The organism is Sphingomonas sp. (assembly GCF_050725575.1).
Taxonomy (GTDB): Bacteria; Pseudomonadota; Alphaproteobacteria; order Sphingomonadales; family Sphingomonadaceae; genus Sphingomonas.
Map to the genome: position 1 here is coordinate 1 of NZ_JBOHHW010000054.1, position 23,702 is coordinate 23,702.

The following is a 23,702-nucleotide window of genomic DNA, read 5'->3' on the forward strand; positions in this document are numbered from 1 at the left end:
GCGTGAGTGGGCCGAGGCAAAGACCCAGTTCGCCGTGATCTTCGGCGAGCGGTTCGTCATCTGATGACGAGAACGGCCTCGCGCACAAAATATCGGACAGTCCCGCTTCGGCGATTAGAACATCCACCTCGTCCCACATCCCGCCCGCTCCGTGCGACATCCCGCACAAAATCCACCCCCGCACCCCCACCAAGCCGGTTTGCATATCGCCGCGTCCCTCCTAAAGACTGGCCCAAGATCGAGAGGCCAAAATGTCAGAAGACAGCAACGTCCAGTTTTCCGAGCGCGAAGCTTTGTTGTTCCATTCCGAGGGGCGCCCCGGCAAGATCGAGATCATCGCGTCCAAGCCGATGGCGACGCAGCGTGATCTCGCGCTGGCTTATTCGCCCGGTGTCGCGGTGCCGGTGCTGGCGATCGCCGCCGATCCCGCAACCGCCTATGATTATACCGCCAAGGGCAATCTGGTCGCGGTGATCTCCAACGGGACCGCAATCCTCGGCCTGGGCAATCTCGGCGCGCTCGCGTCGAAGCCGGTGATGGAAGGCAAGGCGGTGCTGTTCAAGCGCTTCGCCGATGTCGATGCGATCGATATCGAGCTGAAGACCGAGGATGTCGACCGCTTCATCGACGCGGTCGAGCTGATGGAGCCGAGCTTCGGCGGGATCAATCTCGAGGACATCAAGGCGCCGGAATGCTTCATCATCGAGCAGACGCTGCGCGAGCGGATGAACATCCCGGTGTTCCATGACGACCAGCACGGCACCGCGATCATCACCGCGGCGGGGCTGATCAATGCCTGCCTGCTGACCGGGCGGCACATGAGCGAGGTCAAGGTGGTGGTCAATGGCGCGGGCGCGGCGGCGATCGCCTGTACCGAGCTGATCAAGGCGATGGGCGTGCGGCATGACAATGTCATCATGTGCGACCGCTCCGGCGTGATCTATCAGGGTCGCACCGACAGCATGGATCAGTGGAAGTCGGCGCATGCCGCCAACACCACGACGCGCACGCTGACCGAGGCGCTGGTCGGGGCGGACGTGTTCCTGGGGCTTTCGGCGGCGGGCGCGCTCAAGCCCGAGATGGTCAAGGACATGGCGGCGCGGCCGATCATCTTCGCGATGGCCAATCCCGATCCCGAGATCACCCCGCCCGAGGCGATGGCGGCGCGGCCCGATGCGATCGTCGCGACCGGCCGGTCGGACTATCCCAACCAGGTCAATAATGTGCTTGGCTTCCCGTTCATCTTCCGCGGCGCGCTCGACGTGCGCGCGACGGGGATCAACGATGCGATGAAGATCGCCGCGGCCAATGCGATCGCCGAACTGGCGCGCGAGCGCGTGCCGGAAGAGGTCGCCGCAGCGTACGGGGTGCAGCACAGCTTCGGCCCGGCCTATATCATCCCGGCGCCGTTCGACCCGCGGCTGATGGAGAATGTCCCCGCCGCCGTCGCCAAGGCGGCGATGGATTCGGGCGTGGCGACCAAGCCGATCCTCGACATGGACGCCTATCGCCAGACGCTGCGCGGGCGGCTCAACCCGACCACCTCGGTGCTGACGCTCGCCTATGAGGGCGCGCGCGCGCATCCCAAGCGCGTGCTGTTCGCGGAAGGCGAGGAGGAAGTGGTGATGCGCGCCGCGATCGCGTTCCGCGAGGGCGGCTATGGCACGCCGGTGCTGGTCGGGCGCGACGATGTGCCGGACCGATTGAAGGCGCTCGGCGTGTCCGATCCGGAGAGCTATGAGCTGCACAACAGCCGTAATTCGCCGCTGGTGCCCGAGATGGTCGATTTCCTGTACGAGCGGCTGCAGCGGCGCGGTTACCTGCGGCGCGATTGCGAGCGGATGATCAACCAGGACCGCAACATCTTCGGCGCGGTGCTGCTGCAGATGGGCCATGCCGATGCGATGATCACCGGCATCACCCGGACCTATGCGCACACCATGCGCGAAGTGCGCCGCGTGATCGATCCCGAGGTCGGCCGCACGCCGTTCGGCATCCATCTGATGGTCGGGCAAAGCCATACCGTGTTCATGGCCGACACGACGATCAACGAGCGGCCGAGCGCCGAGGAGCTGGCCGATATCGCCGAAGGGACCGCGACGGTCGCGCGGCGCATGGGGCATGAGCCGCGCGTCGCGTTCCTGAGCTATTCGACCTTCGGCAATCCGGAAGGGCGCTGGCTGGAGAATATCCGCGCCGCGGTCGGTGTGCTCGACGGGCGCAATGTCAGCTTCGAATATGAGGGCGACATGGCGCCGGATGTGGCGCTCAATCCGAAACAGCTGGCGAATTATCCATTCGCACGGCTGTCCGGGCCGGCCAATGTGCTGATCATGCCGGGACTGCAGAGCGCCAATATCTCGGCCAAGCTGCTGCGCGAACTGGGCGGTGACGCGGTGATCGGGCCGATGCTGGTGGGGATGGAGAAGTCGGTGCAGATCGCGCCGATGACCAGCACCGCGAGCGAACTGGTGACGCTGGCGGTGCTCGCGGCGGGCGGGATTGCGCGCTGATCCAAGGGGCGCATTGCCCATTGTTCTTGTTGCTGCAACGTTGGAGGGATAGATCGGTCTTAAAGACGGGGGAATAGGATGAAAGTTGGGATTTCGGTCACGCTGCTCAGCAGTGTCATGCTGTGTTCTTGCGGCTCAGGCGGCTCAACCGCTGGCACAGGCACGCCGCCTGTCACAACCCCCACACCGACACCAACACCGGCGGTAACGCCGACACCCTCGCCAACGCCAACCGCGTCCTACACCAGGTTCGACGATCTTGTCGGCGATCAGCGATATGCGGCAGCATGTACGGGCTTTACTCCCGGTGGCGTCGATGTCGTGATTCCGACCGGGATCACATTTTACAATCTCCAGGGTCCCATTTCCTACGCGGCGGCTGCTCAGACCTATACTGTGTATGCACCGAACAATGTGATGCAGACCTTCGAACCGGGGACGCTGGTCGCGGGAACGCCGGTCGGTACGAAAACTTATTCCAAGCCTTCGGTCGTTTCGAGCGGTACGGAGACTTTCTCGCTGATCCGCCCAGCGCCAGGGGGGATCGGACTCGATTATGGCCGGATCGCGACGATGAACATCTCGGGATCGCCCAGCTCCGGCACTCAGGCGCGAACGTCGGCATTTTGCGTACTCGGCGTGCCGACTCGTCCGAGCGATGTGCCGCCCGTGGCGAGCGTCTCGTTTACGCGCTTCAGGGTGAACGGCAATGCGTTCGACAACAGCAGCGGAGCGCTGGTAACCTACACGCTGAGCAAGAGCACGGCGACGCTTTCCGTTGATCTGACGACTGGCATATTCACAACGACGCTCCACGCCATCGGTACGACCGCGGGTGGCGCCGATACCGATTTCGGTACTTTTTCGGGCTCGGGCAGTCTTGGTATCTCGGATGCCAGTCTGTCCGGAGCATTTTTCTCGAGTCCCGCAGGGCCGCTCGGGGGGCCCCTCAACGGCGGCTTTTTTGGTCCGCAAGGGAGCGAGTTCGGCTACACATTCACCCTCTTGCGGTCGACCGTTGGGTCGCCGACCCACACTGACCTCGCGCTGATCGGCATGGTGACCGGGGCACGCTGATTGGGTTTGAGCCCTCGGACATGTCCGGCGACGCAATAGCCAAGTCCATACGGCATGGGCCGGCTATTGTGTCGCGGCAAAGACGTTACGCGTCGATCGACGTTCCCAGCGCCGCATTCACCAGGCCGCCATCGACAGTGATCGTGTCGCCAATGACATAATCGCCGGCACGGCTGGCGAGGTAGATGGCGGCACCGGCCATATCCTCAGCGACACCGATGCGCTTCGCCGGGATGCCCTTGGCGATTTCGTTGCCATGGTCGCGCGCCGCCTTGTTCATCTCGCTGGCAAAGGCGCCCGGCGCGATCGAGGTGACGTTGATCGAATCCGACACCAGCCGCGCGGCCATGCGCTTGGTGAGATAGATCAGCGCCGATTTCGACGCGTGATAGCTGTACGTCTCCCACGGATTGAGCCGCTGGCCGTCGATCGAGGTGATGTTGATCACCTTGGACGGGCGGTCGGGACGGGCGGCCTTTTTCAGCGCCTCGTGCAGCGCCTGGGTGAGGAAGAAGGGCGATTTGACGTTGAGGTCCATGACCTTGTCCCAGCCCTTCTCCGGGAAAACATCGAACGGCTCGCCCCAGGCGGCGCCGGCATTGTTGACCAATATGTCGAGGCTGTCGCTATGCTCGGCGAGCTGCGCGGCGAGCGCCTTGCAGCCGGCAACGGTCGAGACGTCCTGCGGCAGCGCGATGCACTTCTCGCCCAGTTCCTTCGCCGTCTCGAAACACGCGTCGGCCTTGCGCGCCGAGATATAGACGGTCGCCCCTTGAGCGATAAAGCCGGCCGCGATCATCTTGCCGATGCCGCGCGAGCCGCCCGTGACCAGCGCAGTGCGGCCGTCGAGGCGGAAGAGGTTGGTGGTGTCCATGGTGAGTCTCCTTGTCTTTTCTTCTCCCCTCCCGCTTGCGGGAGGGGTCGGGGGAGCAGTTTATCCCCCGCGCTTGATCGTCTCTCTGGCGATGATCAGTTGCTGGATCTGGCTGGTCCCTTCGTAGATGCGGAACAGGCGAACATCGCGGTAGAGGCGTTCGATGCCATAGTCCGAGATATAGCCGGCGCCGCCGAAGATCTGCACCGCGCGGTCAGCGACCCGGCCAACCATTTCCGATGCGAAATATTTCGCCGCGGCGGATTCCATCACCACATCCTTGCCGGCGTCCTTGGCCGTGGCGGTTTCGAGCACCAGCGCGCGCGCGGCGAGCGCCTCGGTCTTCGAATCCGCGATCATGGCCTGGATCAACTGATGCTCGGCAATCGCCTTGCCGAACTGCTTGCGCTCGCTGGCATAGGCGACGCAGTCGGCGATCAGTCGCTCGGCGACGCCGACGCACACCGCCGAAATATGCAGCCGGCCGCGATCGAGCACGCGCATCGCGATCTTGAAGCCTTCGCCTTCCTGACCGAGCCTATTGGCGGCAGGGACCGGAACATCGTCGAAGATCACATCGGCCACCTTGGCGCCCTTTTGCCCCATCTTCTTTTCCGGCTCGCCGATCGACAGGCCGGGCAGGTCGCGCGGCACGAGAAAGGCTGAAACGCCGCGCCCGCCGACTTCCTCGCCGGTACGCGCCATGACGGTGAACAGATCGGCCTTGTCGGCATTGGTGATGAAACGCTTGGTGCCCGACAGGCGATAGATATTGCCGTCTTTCACCGCCCTGGTCTTCACCGCACCCGAATCGCTGCCGACATCGGGTTCGGTCAGCGCGAAGCTGGTGATGATCTCGCCGCTGGCGATACCGGGCAGCCAGGCGGCTTTCTGCGCGTCATTGCCGGCCATCACCAGGCCCTGGCTGCCAATGCCGACATTGGTGCCGAAGCTGGAGCGGAAAGCGGGGGTGGTGCGGCCGAGCTCGATCGCGACGCGCGCTTCCTCCGCCATGGTCAGGCCAAGGCCGCCATACTCCTCGGCGATCGACAGGCCGAACAGGCCCATGTCGCGCATCTCGGCAATCACTTCGGCGGGGATCGCATCGGCCTCCTCGACCGCGCCTTCGAGCGGGCGGAGCCGTTCGGCAACGAAACGGCGGACGGTGTCGATCAGCGCGTCGAAGGTTTCCGGATCGAGTGCCATAAATCCTCATCGTCTGGGGCGCGGAGGTGCGCCGCGCCGGATCGTGACGTGGTAGTGTCGGGCAACGCGTCCCGCAAACCCGAAATTCCAAAAACACGCGATTGACCGCGCTGAACCCCATACTATGCTACCCAAAAATATCGCCCCCAAGAATATTACCCAGGAGAATGTGATGCGTTTTACCGGCAAGCGTGCCGTCGTCACCGGCGGCGCTTCGGGCATCGGTCGCGCGACCGCGCTGCGACTCGCCGAAGAGGGCGCCGAGGTATGGATCGGCGATATCGACGTGGCCGGCGGGGAGGAGATAGCGGCGACCTCCAACGGCCGGATCCGGTTCCAGCGCACCGATGTGATGCAGGCCGGCGATATCGAGGCGCTGATGCGTGCTGCCGATGCGGCCGGCGGGCTCGACGTGGTATTCAACAATGCCGGCGCAGGCGGATCGCGCGACCCGATCGATGCGATCAGCCCGGAGGATTGGGACCGCACCCAGGCGCTGCTGCTGCGCTCGGTCGCGCTCGGCATCCGCTATGCCGCACCCTTGATGACGGCGCGCGGTGGTGGGGCGATCGTCAACACTGCCTCGATTGCGGCGCTTCAGACCGGCGCGGCGCCGACCGCCTATTCGGTGGCCAAGGCGGGCGTGCTGCATCTGACGACGATGGCGGCGGCCGATCTGGCGAAGCATAATATCCGGGTGAACGCGATCTGCCCGGGCTTCATCACCACCAATATCTTCACCTCTGCACTTGGCATCGCGGGTGAGAAGCGCGCCATGGCCAATGCCGCGATCAGCGCGATCGCCGCCAAGGCGCAGCCGTTGCAGCGTGCCGGCCGGCCGGAGGATATCGCCGCGGCGGTCGCCTATCTCGCCAGCGACGATGCGGGGTTCGTCACCGGCACGCACATCACCGTCGATGGCGGCATGACGATCGGCCCGCGGCACAGCTGGGATGCGGAAGCGCCGTCAATGTTCGCTGCGCTCGAGGCGTTCGCGGCATGAGCGATACGGCAGCGCCGATCCAGGGCGCAGCGCCGGCCGCGCGCCGGCTCTCCCCGCGCACCACGCTCAGCTACGGCTTTGGCGCGGTCGCGTACGGCGTGAAGGACAGCGGTTTCGGGACTTTCCTGCTGCTATTCTACAATCAGGTACTTGGCCTGCCCGCGGCGACCGTCGGGCTGGTGATCATGGTCGCGCTGGTTGCCGATGCGCTGGTCGACATCTCGATCGGCTTCTTCTCCGACCGCACGCACAGCCGCTGGGGACGGCGCCATCCCTGGATGTATGGCTCGGCCATACCGATCGCGGTCGGCTGGCTGCTGATCTGGAATCCGCCCGCGCTGAGCGAACCGATGACCCTGTTGTGGCTGTTCGTCACCGCGATCCTGGTGCGCAGTGCGGTCTCCGCCTATGAAGTGCCGTCGCAGGCGCTGACCTCCGAACTGACCGCCGATTATGACGAACGCACGCGGATCAGCGCCTATCGTTACCTGTTCGGCTGGGCCGGCGGACTCGGCATGCTGCTTGCCGCCTATACGATCTTCCTGCCGACCGACGCCGCGCATCCCAAAGGGCTGCTCGAACGCGCGGGCTATATCCAGATGTCATGGGTCGCGGCGGGCGTCATGCTCATCGCGATCCTGACCTCGGCGATCGGCACGCATCCCGAAATCAAGCGGCTGCCCAAAACGCCCGCCAACGGTTCGCTCGGTGCGGGCTTTGGCGAGCTGATTGCGACGATCAAGAATCGCGGGTTTCTGGTGCTGATCGGGGCCGGGCTGATGGTCTATACCAATCAGGGGATCAGCTTTGCGCTGTCCAACTATCTCTATGCCTATGTCTGGCATTTCGGGAAGGGCGCGTTCACCCTGCTGCCCTTCGCGCTGTTGACGGGCGCGGGCCTGGCGTTCGTCATGGCGCCGCGGATCGGGCGACGCTTCGGCAAGCCATATGCGGCGGCGGGGGCGATGGCCGGTGCGGTCTTCCTGTTGACCTTGCCCTATTGGCTGCGGCTGGTGGGCTGGTTCCCCGCGCCGGACGATGCGCGGATGGTACCGCTGCTGCTGACGATCTTCCTGTTCAATGCCGCATGCAACATCTCGGCAATGATCCTCGGCGCATCGATGATGGCCGATGTAGTGGAGGATTCGGAGGCGCGGACCGGACGGCGATCGGAAGGCGTGTTCTTCGCCGGTTCCTTCTTCATCCAGAAATGCACCGGCGGCGTCGGTATCGCGCTGGCCGGCCTGATCCTCGCCCTGGCGCACTTCCCCGAGGCGGCGAAGCCGGATCAGGTGCCGGTCGGAACGGTCGACCGGCTGACCGTCATCTTCATCCTGGTCTATATCGGGCTGGGGCTGACCGGGGCATTTCTCTTCAGCCGCTTTCCGTTCGGCAGGACCGAGCATAACGCGCGGCTCAAGACGCTGGCGGCGGCGGAGCGCGAGGGCGGGGCGCATATGCCGTGAAACCCGTAGGGTTCGGTGCGATACAGATCGGAGCCGGCGGGCTGATCTTCGCCGGTGCCGAATAAAAGGTCATCGGCTGTCGATTTGTCCGGCTCCCGAACGACAAGTGGGTGTTCGCGCCATCACGGAGACCGGCCATGTCGACATCCAGCCCCAATCTGACCGCGCACTGCACCTGCGGCACTGTCGCGTTCGAGACCAGGCGTGCGCCGATCATCGCCACCGCCTGTTATTGTCATAGTTGCCAGACGGCGGGCCGGCAGATCGAGCAGCTTCCCGGCGCGCCGCCGGTTCTCGATGCCGATGGCGGCACCCAGTTCATCCTTTACCGCAAGGACCGAGTCACCTGCATAAGGGGCGCCGAGCATCTCGTGGATCGCAGGCTGACCCCGGAGTCGCCGACGCGCCGGGTACTGGCGACCTGTTGCAACTCGGTGATGTTTCTCGAATTTTCAAAGGGGCACTGGCTGAGCCTGTATCGCGCCCGCTTTGCACCGGGTGCCCCACCGCTCGAGATGCGCGTCATGACCAGGGACCGCCCGGAGGGCGTCACGCTTCCCGGCGACGTGCCCAATTATCCCGGCTATTCGGGAAAGTTCATGGGCAAGCTGTTCCTTGCCTGGATCGCCATGCTGCTGCGGCGCTGAGGATCAGACCGAAACTCTTGTCTCGGTCCGGCCATCCTCGCCGAAAATGCGCAGGTAACGCGCGATCTCAGCCGGGTCGCCGGTTGCCTTGGCGGGATTGTCGGACAGCTTGACCGCCGGACGGCCATTCGCACGGATCACCTTGGCGACGAGCGAAATCGGCTCCAGCCCATGCGCCCCATCGGGATCGCAATCGCGAAAATCATTGGTCAAATTGGTGCCCCAGCCAAAGCTCATCCGTACCCGGCCGTGGAAGTGGCGATAGGTCGCTTCGATCGAGTCGACATCCATGCCGTCGGAGAAGATCAGCAGCTTGCTGCGCGGGTCGCGGCCATGCGCCTGCCACCAGGCGATAATCTGTTCGCCCCCCTCGATCGGGGGGGCGCTGTCGGGTCGGAAGCCGGTCCAGTCGGCGAGCCAATCGGGCGCGTTACGCAGGAAGGCAGTGGTGCCGAACGCGTCGGGCAGCGCGATCAGCAGATTGCCGTCATAATGCGCCTGCCAGTCCTCAAGCACGCGATAGGGTGCGGCGGCGACGCCGGCATCGTCGTTGGCCAGCGCCGCCTGCACCATTGGCAATTCATGCGCATTGGTGCCGATCGCCTCCAGGTCATTGTCCATCGCCAGCAGGACGTTCGAGGTACCGATGAAGCGTTCGCCCAACCCTTCCTTCAATGCCTCGACGCACCAGCGCTGCCACAAGAACCCATGCCGCCGCCGCGTGCCGAAGTCGGAAATGACGAGATCGGGCAGTTGCCGCAATCGTTCGACCTTGCCCCAAAGCCGCGCCTTGCCGCGCGCATAAAGCACGTCGAGCGCGAAGCGGCCCTTGCCCTTCAAGACCGATCGCGAACGCAGTTCGTTTACGATCGCCAGCGCCGGAATTTCCCACATGCTGGTATGGGTCCAGGGGCCGTCGAAGGTCAGTTCGAACTGCCCATCGACCGTGCGCAACTCGTATTCGGGCAGTTGGAAATCGGCGAGCCAGGCGATGAAGTCGGGCGCGAACATGCGCTCCCGCCCATAGAAACTGTTGCCGGCGAGCCAGATAAGCTCCTTCTTGCCGAAGCGCAGGGTGCGGGCATGGTCGAGCTGTTCGCGCAGTTCGCGCTCGTCGATCACCTCGGCCAGGCGGATCGTCTTACTGCGGTTGATCAGCGCGAAGGTCGCCTGCACCTCGGGATGCAAATGGCGGATCATCTGCAGCATCAGCAGCTTGTAGAAATCGGTGTCGAGCAGCGACCGCACGATCGGGTCGAGCCGCCAGCCATGGTCATAGGTACGGGTTGCGATGTCGGTGACGGCCATGGAAATCCTTCCAGCTCAACCGGTGACCAGATGCAAGGCGTGCGCCGCCGGGCCGAGCGTCACCCGACGACCCCAGTCGAAGGCGAGGAAATCCTGTTCGATGCCGTCGGCGAAGATCACGCCGCCCTCGTTCATGCGCGAGACCACGCCAAGCGGTTCGGCCGCCAGCTTGCCGAAGCGCATTGCGGTGCCGGTCGCCTTGCTTGGAAACGGCTCGCGCACGAAGAAGCAGACCGCGCGCTCTTCGGGCGCGAGTGCGACGCGTTCATGCGTCGCCTCCATGATCGAGCGCGCCCAACCAGTCGCCCCGGTGCCCGATGCGACGATCAGGCCGCTCGACGAATGATCTTCATGCGCGCCGCCCGCCGCGATGCTGTAGCGCGCCGATTGATGGCTGCGATGGCCGACGAACACCTCGTTGAGCGCGAGCAATTTTTCGCCGGAGTCGAGAATGGCTTCGACCATGGTGCGATGTTCGGCCGGCGCGTCGTGCGCGATGCTCGCCGGCAAGAGGCGGGCGAGCCGGTCGAGCGGCACGCGAACCAGCACGCCGTCATAAAGGTCGGGCGACGGGTTGATGCCAAGCACCGGCTGACCCGACAGATATTTTGCGACATTGGCGACCAGCCCGTCTTGCCCGACCGGGATCACCACATCCTCGGGGCCGAACAGGAAACGATCGAGATCTGCACGCCCGACCAGTGCCTGGCGCCAGTCGTCGGGCACCAGGGCGCGGGCCGCACGCAGCGCGGCGTGAAGTTCCTCGTGGCGCCGCTCGACCGTCTCGATCTTCTGCCCGCGCGATTCGAGAAAGAAGCGCGCCTGCCCGCGCGTCGCGTGGTGCGCGAGCAGGAGTTCATAGTCGGTCTCACGCGTGACGAAGACCGCGCGCGGCGTGTTGGTGGACATCGCCCCGCTCAGTTCGCCGGCGCTGTAGGGGTCGGGGCGGCGAGTGCCGGTGCGTCACGACGGAATTCGCCGAGGATGCTTGCCAGCAAATCGGGCGTCACATTGACATGCTCGATCGTGCCGATGTTGCCGGCCAGCTCCCGCGCGGCGAGGCCGAGCAGCACAGAGGGCGGCAGGTCGCGATAAATGGCGATGCGCTCCTGCTCCGCTTCTGCCTTTGCCCCTTCGACGGTGCGGATGCGTTCGGCCTCCGCCGCCGCCTCGACCTGCTGCGCTTCGGCCACGCCGGTTGCGCGGTTGCGGGCATTTTCCGATTCCTCCGCGATCAGCGTCTTTTCGCGTCGCGCCAGTTCGGTCTTGTTGGCCAGCTCGTTCTCCGCAATCGCGCGCTCCTTGTCGACCGCGAGCGCGCGGCGCTCGAACACCGCCTCATCCGCCTTTTGCTGGAGCGCCTCGAAGGTCGGGGTCTGCAATGCACGTTCCAGTTCGCTCGATGGCGCGAGGTTGGTCAGCCGGATCGCTGCGACGGAGATGCCGATCTCACCCAGCGCGGAATCGCGCGCCAGTGCCGCTTCCAGCGCGACGCGCAGCGGTTCTGGTCCGGCGTCGAGCAGCGCACGCACCGGGGCTTGTGCCAGATATTGCAATGCCGCCTGGTTGACGAGGCCGGCGAGCCGCGTTTCGATCCGCTGGATCGGTTCGGACTGATAGGCGCCGGTGAGCAGGCCGATGCTGAAATCGACCCGGGTCGCGAGCAATTGCGGGTCATCGACATGCCAGGTCAACATGCCCTGCACCGCGACCGCTTGGAAATCCTGGCTGCGGCCCTTCACGAACAGCGCCATCTCGCGATCGTCCATCGGCAGTTCGGCGATGCTCGCGGTCTCCGGCCGGAACCAGAAAACCAGCCCGCGCCCGCTCTGCCGCACACGGCCGTTGCGATAGCGGATCACATGATTGCTGGCGTCGCTGCGCAACTGAGCGGCGAAACCGAAATTCTTGATATAGGCCATCATTCAGCTCCTTCGGATGGATTGCGGTAGCGATAGAGTTCGGCGGGACGGAACGATGCACCCGTCTCGCGCTCGCCGGTCGGCACGAGCCAGCCGCGATCGAGCATGCGGCGGCGAAAGGCGGGCTTGTTGAGCTGCACGCCGAGGATCGCCTCATGCACATCCTGCAGCGCGCGGAGCGTGAAACGGTCGGGCAACAACGCGAAGCCGAGCGCGGAATAATCGAGCTTGCCGCGCAACCGCAGCATGGCGACGCCGAGCATCGCTGCATGGTCGAACGCCAGCGGCAGCATCTCGCCATCGGCCGACTGCGCCGTGACCACGCCGCCCGTCTCTCCCGCCCAGGGTATGACAAGCCTGGCCAGGGTGAGATCGGTCGCGGCCTTCAGCGCGGCGGCGAAGCTGGTGGTGGGGAGCAGCGCGAAATACACCACGCTGATGATGCGCATGCGCGGGTCGCGATCGACTCCGCCGAAGGTATAGAGCTGTTCGATATAGGCCTGGCCCATATGCGCCTTGTCGGCGAGCACGCGGCGTGCGGCATCGTCCAGACTCTCGCTGATCCCGACGAACCCGCCGGGCAGGGACCAGCACCCCTGAAAGGGATGTGCCGCACGCCGCACCAGCAGCACTGCGGGAGTCCCGTCAACGATGCTCATCAGGACCAGATCGACCGCAACGGAGGGACGCTCATAGGCGTTGGGATCATAATGGTCGAGAAAGGCCGTCTGGTTCATCACCACACCTTATATGTGTTATGCGCTTTACTTATATTCGTTCCGAATATATGTCAATCCACAGCGGAAGGAGATTTGTGGTGAAAAGCTTTGTCGTGGTGGTGGATGTGCAGGGCGACTTCATCCACACCGATGGCGCCTTGCCGGTGGCGGGTGCCGAAACATTGATTGCGCCGATGACGGCATGGCTGAGTGCGTTGCGTCCGGAAGACACCGCTGGCGTGCTGTTCACTGCCGATACCCATCTGCCCGATTTTTATGCGCGCTCGGAGGAAGCGAAACAGTTTCCGCCGCACTGCATGCGCGGCACGCCGGGCTGGGCGCTGCTGCTCGATCCGGTGGCGGTCGATCCGGCGATCCCCTGCTACCGTCTCGAAAAGGGCGTGTTCGATATGTGGGCGGAAGCCGATATCGAGATCGAGCCGATTGGCAGTGGCGACGTGCGGGTGCCGCGCGAGGCGTTCTTCGCGCAACTGCAACGTGACGGCGTGCAGCATGTCTGGGTGATCGGCGTCGCGGCCGATTTCTGCGTCCGCTGGGCGATCGAGGGGTTGGTCGAGCGCGGGTTAAAGGTGACGATTCCAGCTGCACTGACCAGGGGAATCGTGCGTCAGATCGATACCGTCGCCGCCGAGGAATGGGCGCGGGAGGAGGTTCTCGTCAGCTAGGCTGTGCGGTGAGCCTAACCTGAATTCTGTATAAGTATCTGATATATAGTAATATTATATCCACACGCGTCGTAGAGGGAGGCCGGAGATGCGGGACTATGGGTGTCCCATATCTCAAAAAACTCTCACCGAAGCGGCCGCTCGAAATATGCGACATTCGGTGTCCCATATCTCCCGTCACTCGTCCCCCAGCCCTGCCGCCGGCGGCGATTCAACCATCACACCGGATCGGGCATATCTTCCCTGCCGGACTGATATCGGCGCGCTCTTTCTCAGTGTCGAAAACTGGGGGCTGTTGCGGCTTAACCCGCGGTCAGCTGGACAAAGGCGCTGGCGACCCAGCCGCTCTTGCACGGGCCGGCATAGCTGCGCGGGGATTCCACTGGCGCGAGGACGCCGCAATCGGTGTCGGGTGCATCCGCGGGTGGCACGACGACGCCCTGCCAGCGCTGGTCGATTGAGCGAGTGCAGACATAGATACGGGCATTGTTGGAGAGCCGTGTGACTTCATCCGCTTCGACGAAGGGTGCAGCGCGGACCGGCAGCGTGGTTTCACCCGAGGGCGACAAATTGACCACCCGGCCGACCGTCGCACAGGCATTGAAGGTCGGGCCGCCTTCGCCGATCCGCACCGCGCGGGCGCCGGGGGCCATCGCTGTACTGTTGTCGGATCCGAACAGGCCAGTGTCGTTGCCGACGCCCCGGCTTTGCGAACAGGCGATCAGCGGCAGGCACAGGGCCAAGGCGAGCAATTTCATGCGCCGCATAATAGGCGGCACGGAATGGCTTGGCGAGAGGGTGAGGAGGCTTCATTCCCGCTTCAGTGCAGGCTAGCAAGGTCGGCATTCATTCTCGCAAAGGTCTCTCCCATGCGTATCGCCTCCGTTTCGCTGATCGCGCTCGCCGCTGTCCTTGCCTCCTGCACCGCCGCGAAGAACGGCGCGGAAAAGGCGATCGATGACGCGCCCGCCGTGTCGCAGGTGCTGCTCACGCCGGATGCGAAGGATATCCACAGCTATGCCAATCCGGCCGAGGCACGGGTCACGCATGTCGCGATCGACCTGACCACCGATTTCGCCGCGCACATTTTGTCGGGCAACGCGACGCTTGACGTCGCGGCGGCGGCGACCGCGAAACAGATCATTCTCGACACGCGCGACCTGACCGTCACCGCGGTGACCGACGCGGCAGGCAAGCCCCTGCCGTTCACGCTCGGTGCGGCCGATCCGATTCACGGCGCGCCATTGACCGTCACGCTTGGTGCCGCACGCAAGATCCGGATCGCCTATTCGACCTCGCCCAAGGCCGATGCGCTGCAATGGCTCACCCCGGCGCAGACCGCGGGCAAGAAATTGCCCTATCTGTTTAGCCAGGGCGAAGCGATCCTCAACCGCAGCTGGATCCCGACCCAGGATTCGCCCGGGATCCGCCAGACCTGGGAGGCGAAGATCACCGTGCCCGAGGGGCTGACCGCGGTGATGAGCGGCGAAGCGAAATCCGCGCTGGGCGAGGCGGCGCCGAACAAGATGCGCAGCTTCAGCTATGTCATGGACAAGCCTGTCGCGCCGTACCTGATTGCGCTGGCGGTCGGCGATCTGCGCTTCCAGGCGACCGGCCCGCGCACCGGCATCTGGACCGAGCCGTCGATGCTGGAGAAATCGGCCAAGGAATTCGGCGAGCTGGAGAAATTCGTCGATGCCGCGGAGAGCCTGTACGGACCGTATCGCTGGGGCCGCTACGATTTGCTCGTGCTGCCGCCGAGCTTTCCGTTCGGGGGGATGGAGAATCCGCGCCTGACCTTCGCCACGCCGACCGCGATCGCCGGCGACGGCAGCCTGGTCAGCCTGATCGCGCATGAACTGGCGCATAGCTGGTCGGGCAATCTCGTCACCAATGCGACGTGGAACGATTTCTGGCTGAACGAAGGCTTCACCAGCTATTTCGAGAACCGGATCATGGAGAAAATCTATGGCCCGAAACGCGCCGCGATGGAGGCCGACCTGTCCTGGAGCGACATGCAGGCCGCGATCAAGGAAGCGGGCGGGCCGGCATCGAAGGACACCCAGCTCCGCCTCGACCTGCCCGCAAACCGCTCGCCCGACGATGGCATGACGCAGATCGCCTATGACAAGGGCGCGACCTTCCTGCGCACGATCGAGGCTGCGGTGGGCCGCGCGAAATGGGACGCCTATCTACGCGCCTATTTCGACCGCCATGCCTTTCAACCGCAGACCACGGCAGGGTTTCTGAAAGATCTGCGCGAGAATTTGATCAAGGGCGACACGGCGCTCGAGGCGAAGATCGGCATTGACCAATGGGCCTATCAGCCCGGCATCCCGGCCAATGCGGTGCATGTGACGTCCGATGCCTTCCCGGCGATCGATGCCGCGGCCAAGGCATTCGCCGCCGGCGGGCCGGTCGCGGCGGTGCCGGGCAATGTCACGACGCAGGAGACGATGCGCTTCATCACGCAATTGCCGCGCACGCTGCCGGCGGAACGGATCAAGGCGCTCGACGATCGCTTTGCCTGGTCGGACACCGGCAATAGCGAGATCCGCTTCGTGTGGCTGCAGCTGGTCCTGCCGAATCGCTACGCGCGCGGCGAAAAATCGGCCGAGCAGTTCCTGCTTGCGCAGGGGAGGCGCAAGTTCGTCGCACCCCTGTTCACCACGCTGATGGGCGACGGCGCGCATGGTCAGGCGCTGGCAAAACGAATCTATGGTGAGGCGCGGGCGGGCTATCACCCGGTCACATCGGGCACGGTCGACAAGATTCTCGGCTGGAAAACGGCGCAATAACGCCGTTCATCGGGCAGTCATCGCGCGGTCAACTCGTTTCATCGGAAAAGGTTCCATTGGTCGCGGTCGCGGGGTTTCCACCGCGGCCGCGACCTGCTTTGGACAATCCAACGAATGGTCGCGACCTGAGGGGGTCACATGAATTTTCGGGCTTTGGCAGCGCGTTTTGCGCTGGTGTTATCGTGCGCCTTGCTGACGGCGACACCGGCTTCTGCCCAGTTCTGGCAGTGCGCCCCCTATGCCCGCACCATTTCCGGCATCAACATCCATGGCAATGCCAACACTTGGTGGGGCCAGGCCGCCGGCCGCTACGCCCGTGGCCATGCGCCCAAGGTCGGCGCCGTCCTGTCCTTCGCTTCGAGCGGCCGTATGCGTCTCGGCCATGTCGCGATGGTGTCGGGCATCGTCAGCGACCGTGAAGTCCTGCTCACCCACGCCAATTGGTCGCGCCGCGGCGGGATCGAACGCAATGTCCGCGCGGTCGACGTGTCGGCAGCCGGCGACTGGAGCCTGGTCAAGGTGTGGTTCGCCGGCAATGGCGGCCTCGGTACGACCGCTTATGTCGCCAATGGCTTCATCTATTCGGATGGCACCCCACAGCAGGACGATACGCTGGATTCCGTGGCTCCGGTGACGATGGCGTCGAACGAGAGCAATACGAACGGCGTGCTGTCGCTGGTGGACCGCGTCGCTTTCTGAGCGATATACTTCCCGGGCAGCGAGCGCCTGGAAACCATATTAATCGCTGCGTATTGGCAGGCTCCCTCAGCCCTGCTTTGTCTTGAGCAACCGCGCCAGCGGGTTCGGCTCCGGCTCGGCGATCTTGCGCAATGTGTTCTGGTCGCGGTGGGCAAAGGGATCAGGGCGGCCGTGCACGGTGAGCGTCGTGTCGGTGACATAGCTCCATGACCCATCGGCCTCAAAGCTGATCACGATGCGATAGGCATCGGTGCGAAAGGCATATTCGAGGAAAGCGGTCGAGCAGATGCCGTACTCGGTCTGCCCACGCGTCGCGGTCAGTTCCAGCGTTGTAGCATCGGGCTTCGCCTGTCCGGACGCGATCAGGACCTGACCACGGGGAATGGCAACGGTCTGGATCACCAGGCCGGTTGCCGGCTCCCACAGCCAATAGCCGACCTGATCATGGAAGGTGATATCCTCCTCGGGCGTGTTGATATGGATGTGATAGCGCAGGCCATAGAAGAGCTGCGGGCCATTGGCCTGCGGGTCGATCGGCTCCATCACGATATGCTCGCGAAAGATGCGGCGTTCGGGTCCGTCAGCCTTGGGATTGAGATCGATGCCCTTGTCAGCCTGCCAGGTTCCGGCAAGCCGCCGCAACGGGCCGAGATTGGCGAGCGTGTCGGGGTCGACATCGGTCGGTTCAGTAAAGATGTCGGCCGGAAAGATGCCCATGGCGTTGCCCCTCGCGCTCCGGCAACGGCGCCGGCAGGGCATATGTATCGTGAGGCCGCGTCCGACCGCAATCTATGCGAAAGGCTATGCTTTCCCCGCCGTGAACGCCATCGCCACGCCGTTCATGCAATAGCGTTTGCCGGTCGGTGGCGGGCCGTCATCGAAGACATGGCCGAGATGCCCGCCGCAGCGACGGCAATGCACTTCGGTGCGGGAGAAACCGAGGGTACTGTCCTTGCGCGTGCGTACCGCATTCGCCAGCGGCTGCCAGAAGCTCGGCCAGCCGGTGCCGCTGTCGAACTTGGTCTTCGACGAATAGAGCGGCAGCGCGCAGCCGGCACAGGAAAAGATGCCCGCGCGATGTTCATTGTTGAGCGGGCTCGACCCTGGCCGCTCAGTGCTTTCGTGGCGCAGCGTCTGATAGGCGGCGGGCGAAAGCTTCGCTTTCCACTGCGCATCGGTCAGCTGATATTCGAAACTCTCCGGGGCCCCGGCGGTGGCGCCGCGGCAGCCGAACAGGGCGATGGCGGCAGCACTGCTGCCAGCGATGGTCAGAAAGGCACGTCGATTATGGATCATCATGCTTCTCATTCGTCGGTAACGCGGAAATGGTTACGCGCGTTCCGCCATTCGAGATGCATCCGGTCGCCCCCTCCCGCAGGAGAGGGCGCCACGGGGGTCAATATTTCGAAATCTCGACCGGGAGCTTGCGATAGCCATGGACGAAGCAGGCGGCGACGCGTTCGGGTTCGCCGACAACGTTCACGCGCATGCGGCGCTTGGCCATTTCCTCAAGCAGGGTCGCAATCTGCAGTTCGGCCAGCCGTGCGCCGACGCAGCGATGGATGCCATGGCCAAAGGCGAGGTGACGCCGCGCATTGGGTCGGTCGACGATGATCTTGTCGGCATTTTCGAACACGCTCTCGTCGCGATTGGCCGAGAGATACCACAGCGCGAGCTTGTCGCCCTGCTTGATCTCCTGCCCTTCCAGCACCGTGTCCTGCGTCGCGGTGCGGCGCATATGCGCCAGCGGCGTCTGCCAGCGGATGATTTCCTGAACCGTGTTGTGGATCAGTGACGGATCGCCCTCCAGCTTTTCGCGCTGGTCGGGAAACAGGTCAAGGCCATAGGCAGCGGCGGTCATCGAATTGCGCGTCGTGTCGTTGCCGCCGACGATCAGCAGGATCAGATTGCCGAGGAATTCCATCTGGTCCATTTCGCGCATCGCATCGGAATGGATCATCATCGAGATCAGGTCGGGGGTCGGCTCCTTGCCGACCTTCTGGTCCCACAGCTTCTGGAAATAGCCGCCGCATTCATACATGTACTGCAGCCGCTGCAGCCGCAGTTCCTCGGTCTTGACCAGTTCGATATCGCCGGCCCAGTCAGACCAGAAGGTCAGCTTGCGCCGGTCCTCCCACGGGAAATCGAACAGGATCGCCAGCATCTGCGTGGTCAGTTCGATCGACACGGTGTCGACCCAGTCGAATTCCTCGCCCCAGGGTAGCGTGTCGAGAATCTCGCCGGTGCGCATGCGAATATTGTCGCTCATCCGCACCATCTCGCTTGGCGTGAAGGCGGGGGCGACGGTGCGGCGCTGGCCGGTATGCTTGGGCCTGTCCATCGCGATGAACATCGGCATGCGCACGTCGCTGCGTTCCTCGATGAAATCGGCGATGGTGATGCCGCCGGCTTCTGAGGAATAGATATCGGGGAGCGATTCGACCTCGACGATCGGCTTATAGGTCGAGACCGACCAGAAGGTACCGAAACCGCTTTGTTCGACCTTGTACACCGGCGCTTCGGCGCGAAGCTGGCGGAATGGCTCGTGCCAGGTATCGTCGCGATAGAGTTCGGGGCGGCTCACATCGAGCGGGTTGATCTCTCGCGGCGGTTTTTCCTGCGCCCCGACGTCTTGCGCTAATGTCGCCATGATCCACTCTCCTCTGCCCGGAAGAAAGCTCTAACTGACACATCGGTCAATAGCGTTTTGCAACCTTTTGCGATGGAGCGAGGGGCGAAAGCGATTTTTCGTCAGCCGCCGCGCCGGAACATCGCCTTCAAATTCATCTTGCCGCTGCCCGATTGCAGTACGCCGCGGCGAAAGGCGCGGGCGCCGATCGTGATGACGATCGCGACCCACAGCGTCTGCCAGAGCAATGCCGCGATATGCGGCCAGATTTCCGGCTGATTTGCCGCGCGCGCCGCCATGGCGAAAGGCGAGGAGAGCGGGAATATCTCCGCAAAGGTCGCGATCGGCGTGCCCGGCTGCGACGCGGCGGTGGCGGCAAGACCGAACATTAGGACCTGCACGATGGTGATCGGCAGCGACAGCATCTGGATTTCGCGCATCGTCGAGGCCTGCGCACCGACGCTGAGGAACACCGCGCCGAGCAGCATATACGCCATGGTGAAATAGGCGAAGAACAGGGCGACATAGATCGGCATGCCGACCGCCGGCCCGATCTCCTTGAGGCCCTGGGCGAACCAGGCCGGCGTGATCGCGCCGATCTGGCTCACCAATGTCCCCCAGAAGCAGACGAACAGGATGGCGACGCCGAACATGCCGATCAGCTTGCCAAGGAAAACGGATTCGAGCGGCACGGCGGCGGCGAGAACTTCGATCACCTTGTTGCTGCGTTCCTCCGCCATCGTGCTCACGACCTGTCCGGCGAGCAGCAGCGTGAGGAAGAAGATACCGAACACGGTGAAAAAGGCAGCCTGATTCTGCCCCCCGATCGAGGTGCGTTCGCGCGAGATTGCGGTCCTGGTCGGCGTGCTGAGCGGCGCGACGCCGCCGGAACGCGCGGCGCGCAGGCTCGCCTCGGCCAGTTCGGCGAGATAATCAGCGGCGCGGGGGCCTCTGGCGCCGTACAGGATGACCGGCTTGTCGAGCGGACCATAGAGCACCGACTGCGCATCATAATCCTTGGCATCGAACAAGGCGCGCGCCTGCGCTCCGGTGTCTGCCTGCGGCGTTTCGATCTGCAATTCGGGCGGTTTTTCACTGGCGCGGAACATACGGCGCAGCCGTCCATCCAGATCCTTCATCACGGCGCCTTGTTCCGGCGCAACGATTGCGACGATGCGATATCTGTTCTCGCCGCCTTGCGTGACGGTCAGGGCACCCACGCCGCCGATCGCACCGAACGCGCCCATGATCAGGGGAGCGAAGAGGAAGATCAGGAAGGTCGGGGTGAACACCGTCGCGATGAAGTCGCGCCGGGCGATCGTCATGGTCTGACGGATCATGCGGCGGGTGTTGCCGACTCGGCGGTTGCTCATGCCGCCTGCTCCAGCGCGTCGGCGCCGACGATACGGACGAACGCATCGTGCAGGCCGGGACGTTCGATCGACAGGCCGGAAATGCCGAAGCCCGCGTCGATCAGTTTTACCAGCAAGGCTTCAATCCCTTCCTTCGGTACGGTGAAGCGCCATCCGTCGCTCTCGCGTGCGGCGTCGGCGGGGAGCAGCGCGGCGATGCCGTCGCCGTCATGATGCGGGATATAATGCGCACGCATCGGCAGCGTACCGCGTGCCTCGTTGACCGTGCCTTCGAAGCGACGCTTGCCCCCGGCGATGATCGCCAGCCGGTCGCACAGGCGCTCGGCATGGGCCATGACATGGGTCGAAAAGAGGATCGTCGCGCCGCGATCGCGCTCGGCCAGGATCAGCGCCTCGAGCCGTTCCTGGTTGACCGGGTCGAGGCCGGAAAAGGGTTCGTCGAGCACCAGCAGTTCGGGTTGGTGCACGACCGAGCCGAGCAATTGCACAAGCTGCGCCATACCTTTGGACAATTTACGGATCTTGGTATCGACCGCATGGCCAAGGCCTGCCGCCTCCAGCATGGTCACGGCACGCTTGCGCCCGGTCTTGAGATCGAGGCCGCGCAGTGCGCCGAGAAAGGCAATCGCGTCCTTCGCCTTCATGGCAGGGTAGAGGCCGCGTTCCTCAGGCAGATAGCCGATCTGGTCGCTCGCCTCGCGCGGGCGATCATGGCCAAGCAGGGTGCGGTGGCCGCCATCGGGTTCGATGATGCCAAGCAGCATGCGCAGCGTCGTGGTCTTGCCGGCGCCATTCGGGCCAAGCACGCCGTAGATCACGCCGCGTGGTACGGCGATATCGATCCCATCGACCACGCGACGGCCACCGAAATTCTTGATCAGTCCGGTGGCGCTGATCGCGAGGCCCTTATCAATCGTCACGCTACCCCATTTCCGTTCGGTTCGAGCCCAAGATTTTAGGCGACGTCGAGAACTCTTATCGAGCGAAGGCTAAACTCTCCCCAACGAGCGGTCCGCGTAAAACGGTATCTCGACGTCGCTGGACACGAACGGAGGAGGGTAACGATCCTTGCCGGACCGTGGTAGCGGGTGCGGGTGCGCGAAGACAAGCAGTTCAAGGACCACCCGGAGGCGGGCAGGCAGTTTACCGATCGCCTGAAGGCGAAGGCGGGCGAATTCGGCTTTGCCGCGTGCGGCGTGGCGCGCGCCGATGCCGCGCCGCGCACCGCCGAGCGGCTCCGCCAATGGCTCGCGGAAGGCGCGCATGGCGATATGATCTGGATGGAGGCGCGCGCGCATCACCGCGAAAGCCCGGCGGCGCTGTGGCCCGAGGTGCGCAGCGTGATCGCGCTGGGGATGAGTTATGCGCCCGCGAGCGATCCACTCGCGCTGGCAGGGGAAGGGGAGATCGGGCGGATCTCGATTTATGCGCAGGGCGGCGATTATCATGATGTGGTGAAGCGCAACCTCAAAGCGCTGGCACGCTGGCTGGTCGGCGAACTGAAAGGCGCCGACGTCAAGGTGTTCGTCGATACCGCGCCGGTGATGGAGAAACCGCTCGCCGAGGCGGCCGGGCTGGGCTGGCAGGGCAAGCACACCAATCTGGTCAGCCGCGAACATGGCAGCTGGCTGTTCCTCGGCGCGATCTACACCACGGCCGATCTCGCAACCGATACCGGCGGCAGCGATACCTGTGGGTCATGCGATGCGTGCCAGCAGGCGTGTCCGACTGACGCCTTTCCCGCGCCTTACCGACTCGATGCGCGGCGCTGCATTTCCTATCTGACGATCGAGCATGCCGGACCGATCCCGACCGAGTTCCGCGCGGCGATGGGCAACCGCATCTATGGCTGCGATGATTGCCTGGCGGTGTGCCCATGGAACAAGTTCGCCGAGGCAGCGCATGCGAACATGGCATTCGCGCCCCGCGCGGAGCTGGTGGCGCCGGAACTCGCCGACCTGATGGGGCTGGACGATGCAGGGTTTCGCCAGGTGTTCGCAGGCTCGCCGATCAAGCGCATCGGACGCGACCGGATGGTGCGCAACGCGCTGGTCGCGGCTGGGAATAGCGGGTCGGCGGGGCTGGCCGGCGCGGTAGCCGGCTTGCTTGACGATCCGGCCCCGGTCGTGCGCGGCGCGGCGGTCTGGGCGCTGTCGCGGCTGGATCAGGCGCGCTGGATGGCTGAGCGTGACGGGCGGGTTGCTGCCGAGGTCGATGAGGCTGTTTTGGCGGAGTGGGGTTGACTGATAGCCATCTTTTTCACTGGGAATGACTTTAGGCAATCATGTGTTGCAATGCCATTGTCGACCGTCCGCCTTCGGCTCAAAAGTGATATTGAGCGAATCTGAGATTTCTACCAATTGTCCGCTTCTCTTAGAGGCAGAGGTATGCGCGGTCACTTTTACGGACTGCAATTTGATCTGCCGCCAGAGTGGACGGATATAACTGAAGAACTAACTGAGGATATACTGCCCACATTGGCTCGCCCTTCGGGGCCCGGCGTCATCCAATTTTCCATAGCTAGGTACCAGGATGGCGATGATCCGAAAGTTAGCATGGACGATCTGCGGCGATTTCTCGCTGAGTTCTGTTCTGCTCATTTGCTAAAATATGAAGCTCCGATAGAGAAATTTGGAAATATTACATCGATTGGATGCGTATCCGTCGCCGGTGATGAAATGTTGGCGGCATGGTTTCTGTCGAATCGTCGCGATATAGTTTTGGCGACGTACACGTCTTTGCATTCCGAGAGTCCCGAAACCAAGGTCGAATTAACCCAAGT

Annotated in this window: 21 protein-coding genes; 9 read left to right on the forward strand and 12 right to left on the reverse strand. The window is 63.9% G+C overall.

The genetic code is table 11. The annotated features are described in order from the left end of the window. Positions 1-251 precede the first annotated feature (251 nt). Both ACRECS_RS23475 and ACRECS_RS23480 read left to right on the forward strand, forming a co-directional pair. Entirely contained in the window at positions 252-2,513 is a 2,262-nt protein-coding gene (locus tag ACRECS_RS23475) for an NADP-dependent malic enzyme (RefSeq protein ID WP_431585386.1), read from the forward strand. A 417-nt stretch (positions 2,514-2,930) separates the two neighbouring features. Beyond that, entirely contained in the window at positions 2,931-3,590 is a 660-nt protein-coding gene (locus ACRECS_RS23480) for a hypothetical protein (RefSeq protein ID WP_431585387.1), read from the forward strand. An 85-nt stretch (positions 3,591-3,675) separates the two neighbouring features. On the opposite strand, the gene ACRECS_RS23485 is transcribed toward ACRECS_RS23480, so the two are convergent. Further along, positions 3,676-4,464, reverse strand: a complete 789-nt coding sequence (locus tag ACRECS_RS23485; protein ID WP_431585388.1) for an SDR family oxidoreductase — start codon at positions 4,462-4,464, stop codon at positions 3,676-3,678. A 60-nt stretch (positions 4,465-4,524) separates the two neighbouring features. After that, positions 4,525-5,670 carry an acyl-CoA dehydrogenase family protein gene (locus ACRECS_RS23490; protein ID WP_431585389.1) on the reverse strand — a complete coding sequence of 382 codons (1,146 nt, stop codon included), beginning with the start codon at positions 5,668-5,670 and terminating at the stop codon, positions 4,525-4,527. A gap of 172 nt (positions 5,671-5,842) precedes the next feature. Between ACRECS_RS23490 and ACRECS_RS23495 the strand changes: the two genes are divergently transcribed. The 3 genes from ACRECS_RS23495 to ACRECS_RS23505 all read left to right on the forward strand — a co-directional run bounded on the left by ACRECS_RS23495 (position 5,843) and on the right by ACRECS_RS23505 (position 8,786). Next, on the forward strand, positions 5,843-6,673 hold the full coding sequence (locus ACRECS_RS23495; protein ID WP_431585390.1) for an SDR family NAD(P)-dependent oxidoreductase: 831 nt from the start codon (positions 5,843-5,845) through the stop codon (positions 6,671-6,673). Next, positions 6,670-8,139: an MFS transporter gene (locus ACRECS_RS23500; RefSeq protein WP_431585391.1), complete on the forward strand. Its 1,470-nt coding sequence runs from the start codon at positions 6,670-6,672 to the stop codon at positions 8,137-8,139. Before ACRECS_RS23495 ends, ACRECS_RS23500 begins: the two co-directional genes overlap by 4 nt. A gap of 137 nt (positions 8,140-8,276) precedes the next feature. Further along, positions 8,277-8,786 (forward strand): GFA family protein, encoded by a 510-nt coding sequence (locus ACRECS_RS23505; protein ID WP_431585392.1) that lies wholly within the window; start codon positions 8,277-8,279, stop codon positions 8,784-8,786. Between the two features lie 3 nt (positions 8,787-8,789). On the opposite strand, the gene pncB is transcribed toward ACRECS_RS23505, so the two are convergent. The 4 genes from pncB to ACRECS_RS23525 are packed head-to-tail and all read right to left on the reverse strand — an operon-like array spanning position 8,790 to position 12,753. Then, positions 8,790-10,094 (reverse strand): nicotinate phosphoribosyltransferase, encoded by a 1,305-nt coding sequence (pncB, locus tag ACRECS_RS23510; protein ID WP_431585393.1) that lies wholly within the window; start codon positions 10,092-10,094, stop codon positions 8,790-8,792. 15 nt (positions 10,095-10,109) lie between these two features. Continuing rightward, complete coding sequence (locus ACRECS_RS23515; RefSeq protein WP_431585394.1) at positions 10,110-11,003, reverse strand: hypothetical protein; 894 nt, start codon at positions 11,001-11,003, stop codon at positions 10,110-10,112. 8 nt (positions 11,004-11,011) lie between these two features. Continuing rightward, positions 11,012-12,016 (reverse strand): SPFH domain-containing protein, encoded by a 1,005-nt coding sequence (locus ACRECS_RS23520; RefSeq protein WP_431585395.1) that lies wholly within the window; start codon positions 12,014-12,016, stop codon positions 11,012-11,014. Continuing rightward, positions 12,016-12,753, reverse strand: coding sequence for an NUDIX hydrolase (locus ACRECS_RS23525; RefSeq protein ID WP_431585396.1), 738 nt, complete (start codon positions 12,751-12,753; stop codon positions 12,016-12,018). Before ACRECS_RS23525 ends, ACRECS_RS23520 begins: the two co-directional genes overlap by 1 nt. 80 nt (positions 12,754-12,833) lie before the next feature. Between ACRECS_RS23525 and ACRECS_RS23530 the strand changes: the two genes are divergently transcribed. Next, positions 12,834-13,421 carry a cysteine hydrolase family protein gene (locus tag ACRECS_RS23530; RefSeq protein WP_431585397.1) on the forward strand — a complete coding sequence of 196 codons (588 nt, stop codon included), beginning with the start codon at positions 12,834-12,836 and terminating at the stop codon, positions 13,419-13,421. 302 nt (positions 13,422-13,723) lie between these two features. Here ACRECS_RS23530 and ACRECS_RS23535 read toward each other — a convergent pair whose 3' ends face one another. Further along, complete coding sequence (locus tag ACRECS_RS23535; protein ID WP_431585398.1) at positions 13,724-14,179, reverse strand: hypothetical protein; 456 nt, start codon at positions 14,177-14,179, stop codon at positions 13,724-13,726. Between the two features lie 111 nt (positions 14,180-14,290). Here ACRECS_RS23535 and ACRECS_RS23540 point away from each other — a divergent pair, with 111 nt between their 5' ends. Beyond that, on the forward strand, positions 14,291-16,219 hold the full coding sequence (locus ACRECS_RS23540; protein WP_431585399.1) for a M1 family metallopeptidase: 1,929 nt from the start codon (positions 14,291-14,293) through the stop codon (positions 16,217-16,219). A gap of 138 nt (positions 16,220-16,357) precedes the next feature. Then, positions 16,358-16,918: a CHAP domain-containing protein gene (locus tag ACRECS_RS23545; RefSeq protein WP_431585400.1), complete on the forward strand. Its 561-nt coding sequence runs from the start codon at positions 16,358-16,360 to the stop codon at positions 16,916-16,918. Between the two features lie 66 nt (positions 16,919-16,984). Here the strand turns inward: ACRECS_RS23545 and ACRECS_RS23550 are convergent, their stop codons facing one another. The 5 genes from ACRECS_RS23550 to ACRECS_RS23570 all read right to left on the reverse strand — a co-directional run bounded on the left by ACRECS_RS23550 (position 16,985) and on the right by ACRECS_RS23570 (position 21,834). Continuing rightward, positions 16,985-17,635: an FABP family protein gene (locus tag ACRECS_RS23550; protein WP_431585401.1), complete on the reverse strand. Its 651-nt coding sequence runs from the start codon at positions 17,633-17,635 to the stop codon at positions 16,985-16,987. Positions 17,636-17,719: 84 nt separating this feature from the next. Next, entirely contained in the window at positions 17,720-18,214 is a 495-nt protein-coding gene (msrB, locus tag ACRECS_RS23555) for a peptide-methionine (R)-S-oxide reductase MsrB (protein WP_431585402.1), read from the reverse strand. A 100-nt stretch (positions 18,215-18,314) separates the two neighbouring features. Then, the gene (locus tag ACRECS_RS23560; RefSeq protein ID WP_431585403.1) at positions 18,315-19,568 is read right to left on the reverse strand and encodes a cytochrome P450; all 1,254 of its coding nucleotides are present in this window, start codon (positions 19,566-19,568) and stop codon (positions 18,315-18,317) included. 101 nt (positions 19,569-19,669) lie between these two features. Continuing rightward, positions 19,670-20,920 carry an ABC transporter permease gene (locus ACRECS_RS23565; RefSeq protein ID WP_431585404.1) on the reverse strand — a complete coding sequence of 417 codons (1,251 nt, stop codon included), beginning with the start codon at positions 20,918-20,920 and terminating at the stop codon, positions 19,670-19,672. Next, entirely contained in the window at positions 20,917-21,834 is a 918-nt protein-coding gene (locus tag ACRECS_RS23570) for an ABC transporter ATP-binding protein (RefSeq protein WP_431585418.1), read from the reverse strand. The genes ACRECS_RS23565 and ACRECS_RS23570 overlap by 4 nt, the downstream gene beginning before the upstream one ends. A gap of 240 nt (positions 21,835-22,074) precedes the next feature. Here ACRECS_RS23570 and queG point away from each other — a divergent pair, with 240 nt between their 5' ends. After that, entirely contained in the window at positions 22,075-23,163 is a 1,089-nt protein-coding gene (gene queG / locus ACRECS_RS23575) for a tRNA epoxyqueuosine(34) reductase QueG (protein WP_431585419.1), read from the forward strand. Positions 23,164-23,702: the final 539 nt, after the last annotated feature.

Bases quoted from the DNA above. Each gene is read 5' to 3' on its own strand.
- ACRECS_RS23475 (WP_431585386.1), top strand. From the start codon at position 252: ATGTCAGAAGACAGCAACGTCCAGTTTTCCGAGCGCGAAGCTTTGTTG.
- ACRECS_RS23480 (WP_431585387.1), top strand. From the start codon at position 2,931: ATGCAGACCTTCGAACCGGGGACGCTGGTCGCGGGAACGCCGGTCGGT.
- ACRECS_RS23485 (WP_431585388.1), bottom strand. From the start codon at position 4,464: ATGGACACCACCAACCTCTTCCGCCTCGACGGCCGCACTGCGCTGGTC.
- ACRECS_RS23490 (WP_431585389.1), bottom strand. From the start codon at position 5,670: ATGGCACTCGATCCGGAAACCTTCGACGCGCTGATCGACACCGTCCGC.
- ACRECS_RS23495 (WP_431585390.1), top strand. From the start codon at position 5,843: ATGCGTTTTACCGGCAAGCGTGCCGTCGTCACCGGCGGCGCTTCGGGC.
- ACRECS_RS23500 (WP_431585391.1), top strand. From the start codon at position 6,670: ATGAGCGATACGGCAGCGCCGATCCAGGGCGCAGCGCCGGCCGCGCGC.
- ACRECS_RS23505 (WP_431585392.1), top strand. From the start codon at position 8,277: ATGTCGACATCCAGCCCCAATCTGACCGCGCACTGCACCTGCGGCACT.
- pncB (WP_431585393.1), bottom strand. From the start codon at position 10,094: ATGGCCGTCACCGACATCGCAACCCGTACCTATGACCATGGCTGGCGG.
- ACRECS_RS23515 (WP_431585394.1), bottom strand. From the start codon at position 11,003: ATGTCCACCAACACGCCGCGCGCGGTCTTCGTCACGCGTGAGACCGAC.
- ACRECS_RS23520 (WP_431585395.1), bottom strand. From the start codon at position 12,016: ATGGCCTATATCAAGAATTTCGGTTTCGCCGCTCAGTTGCGCAGCGAC.
- ACRECS_RS23525 (WP_431585396.1), bottom strand. From the start codon at position 12,753: ATGAACCAGACGGCCTTTCTCGACCATTATGATCCCAACGCCTATGAG.
- ACRECS_RS23535 (WP_431585398.1), bottom strand. From the start codon at position 14,179: ATGAAATTGCTCGCCTTGGCCCTGTGCCTGCCGCTGATCGCCTGTTCG.
- ACRECS_RS23540 (WP_431585399.1), top strand. From the start codon at position 14,291: ATGCGTATCGCCTCCGTTTCGCTGATCGCGCTCGCCGCTGTCCTTGCC.
- ACRECS_RS23545 (WP_431585400.1), top strand. From the start codon at position 16,358: ATGAATTTTCGGGCTTTGGCAGCGCGTTTTGCGCTGGTGTTATCGTGC.
- ACRECS_RS23550 (WP_431585401.1), bottom strand. From the start codon at position 17,635: ATGGGCATCTTTCCGGCCGACATCTTTACTGAACCGACCGATGTCGAC.
- msrB (WP_431585402.1), bottom strand. From the start codon at position 18,214: ATGATCCATAATCGACGTGCCTTTCTGACCATCGCTGGCAGCAGTGCT.
- ACRECS_RS23560 (WP_431585403.1), bottom strand. From the start codon at position 19,568: ATGGCGACATTAGCGCAAGACGTCGGGGCGCAGGAAAAACCGCCGCGA.
- ACRECS_RS23565 (WP_431585404.1), bottom strand. From the start codon at position 20,920: ATGAGCAACCGCCGAGTCGGCAACACCCGCCGCATGATCCGTCAGACC.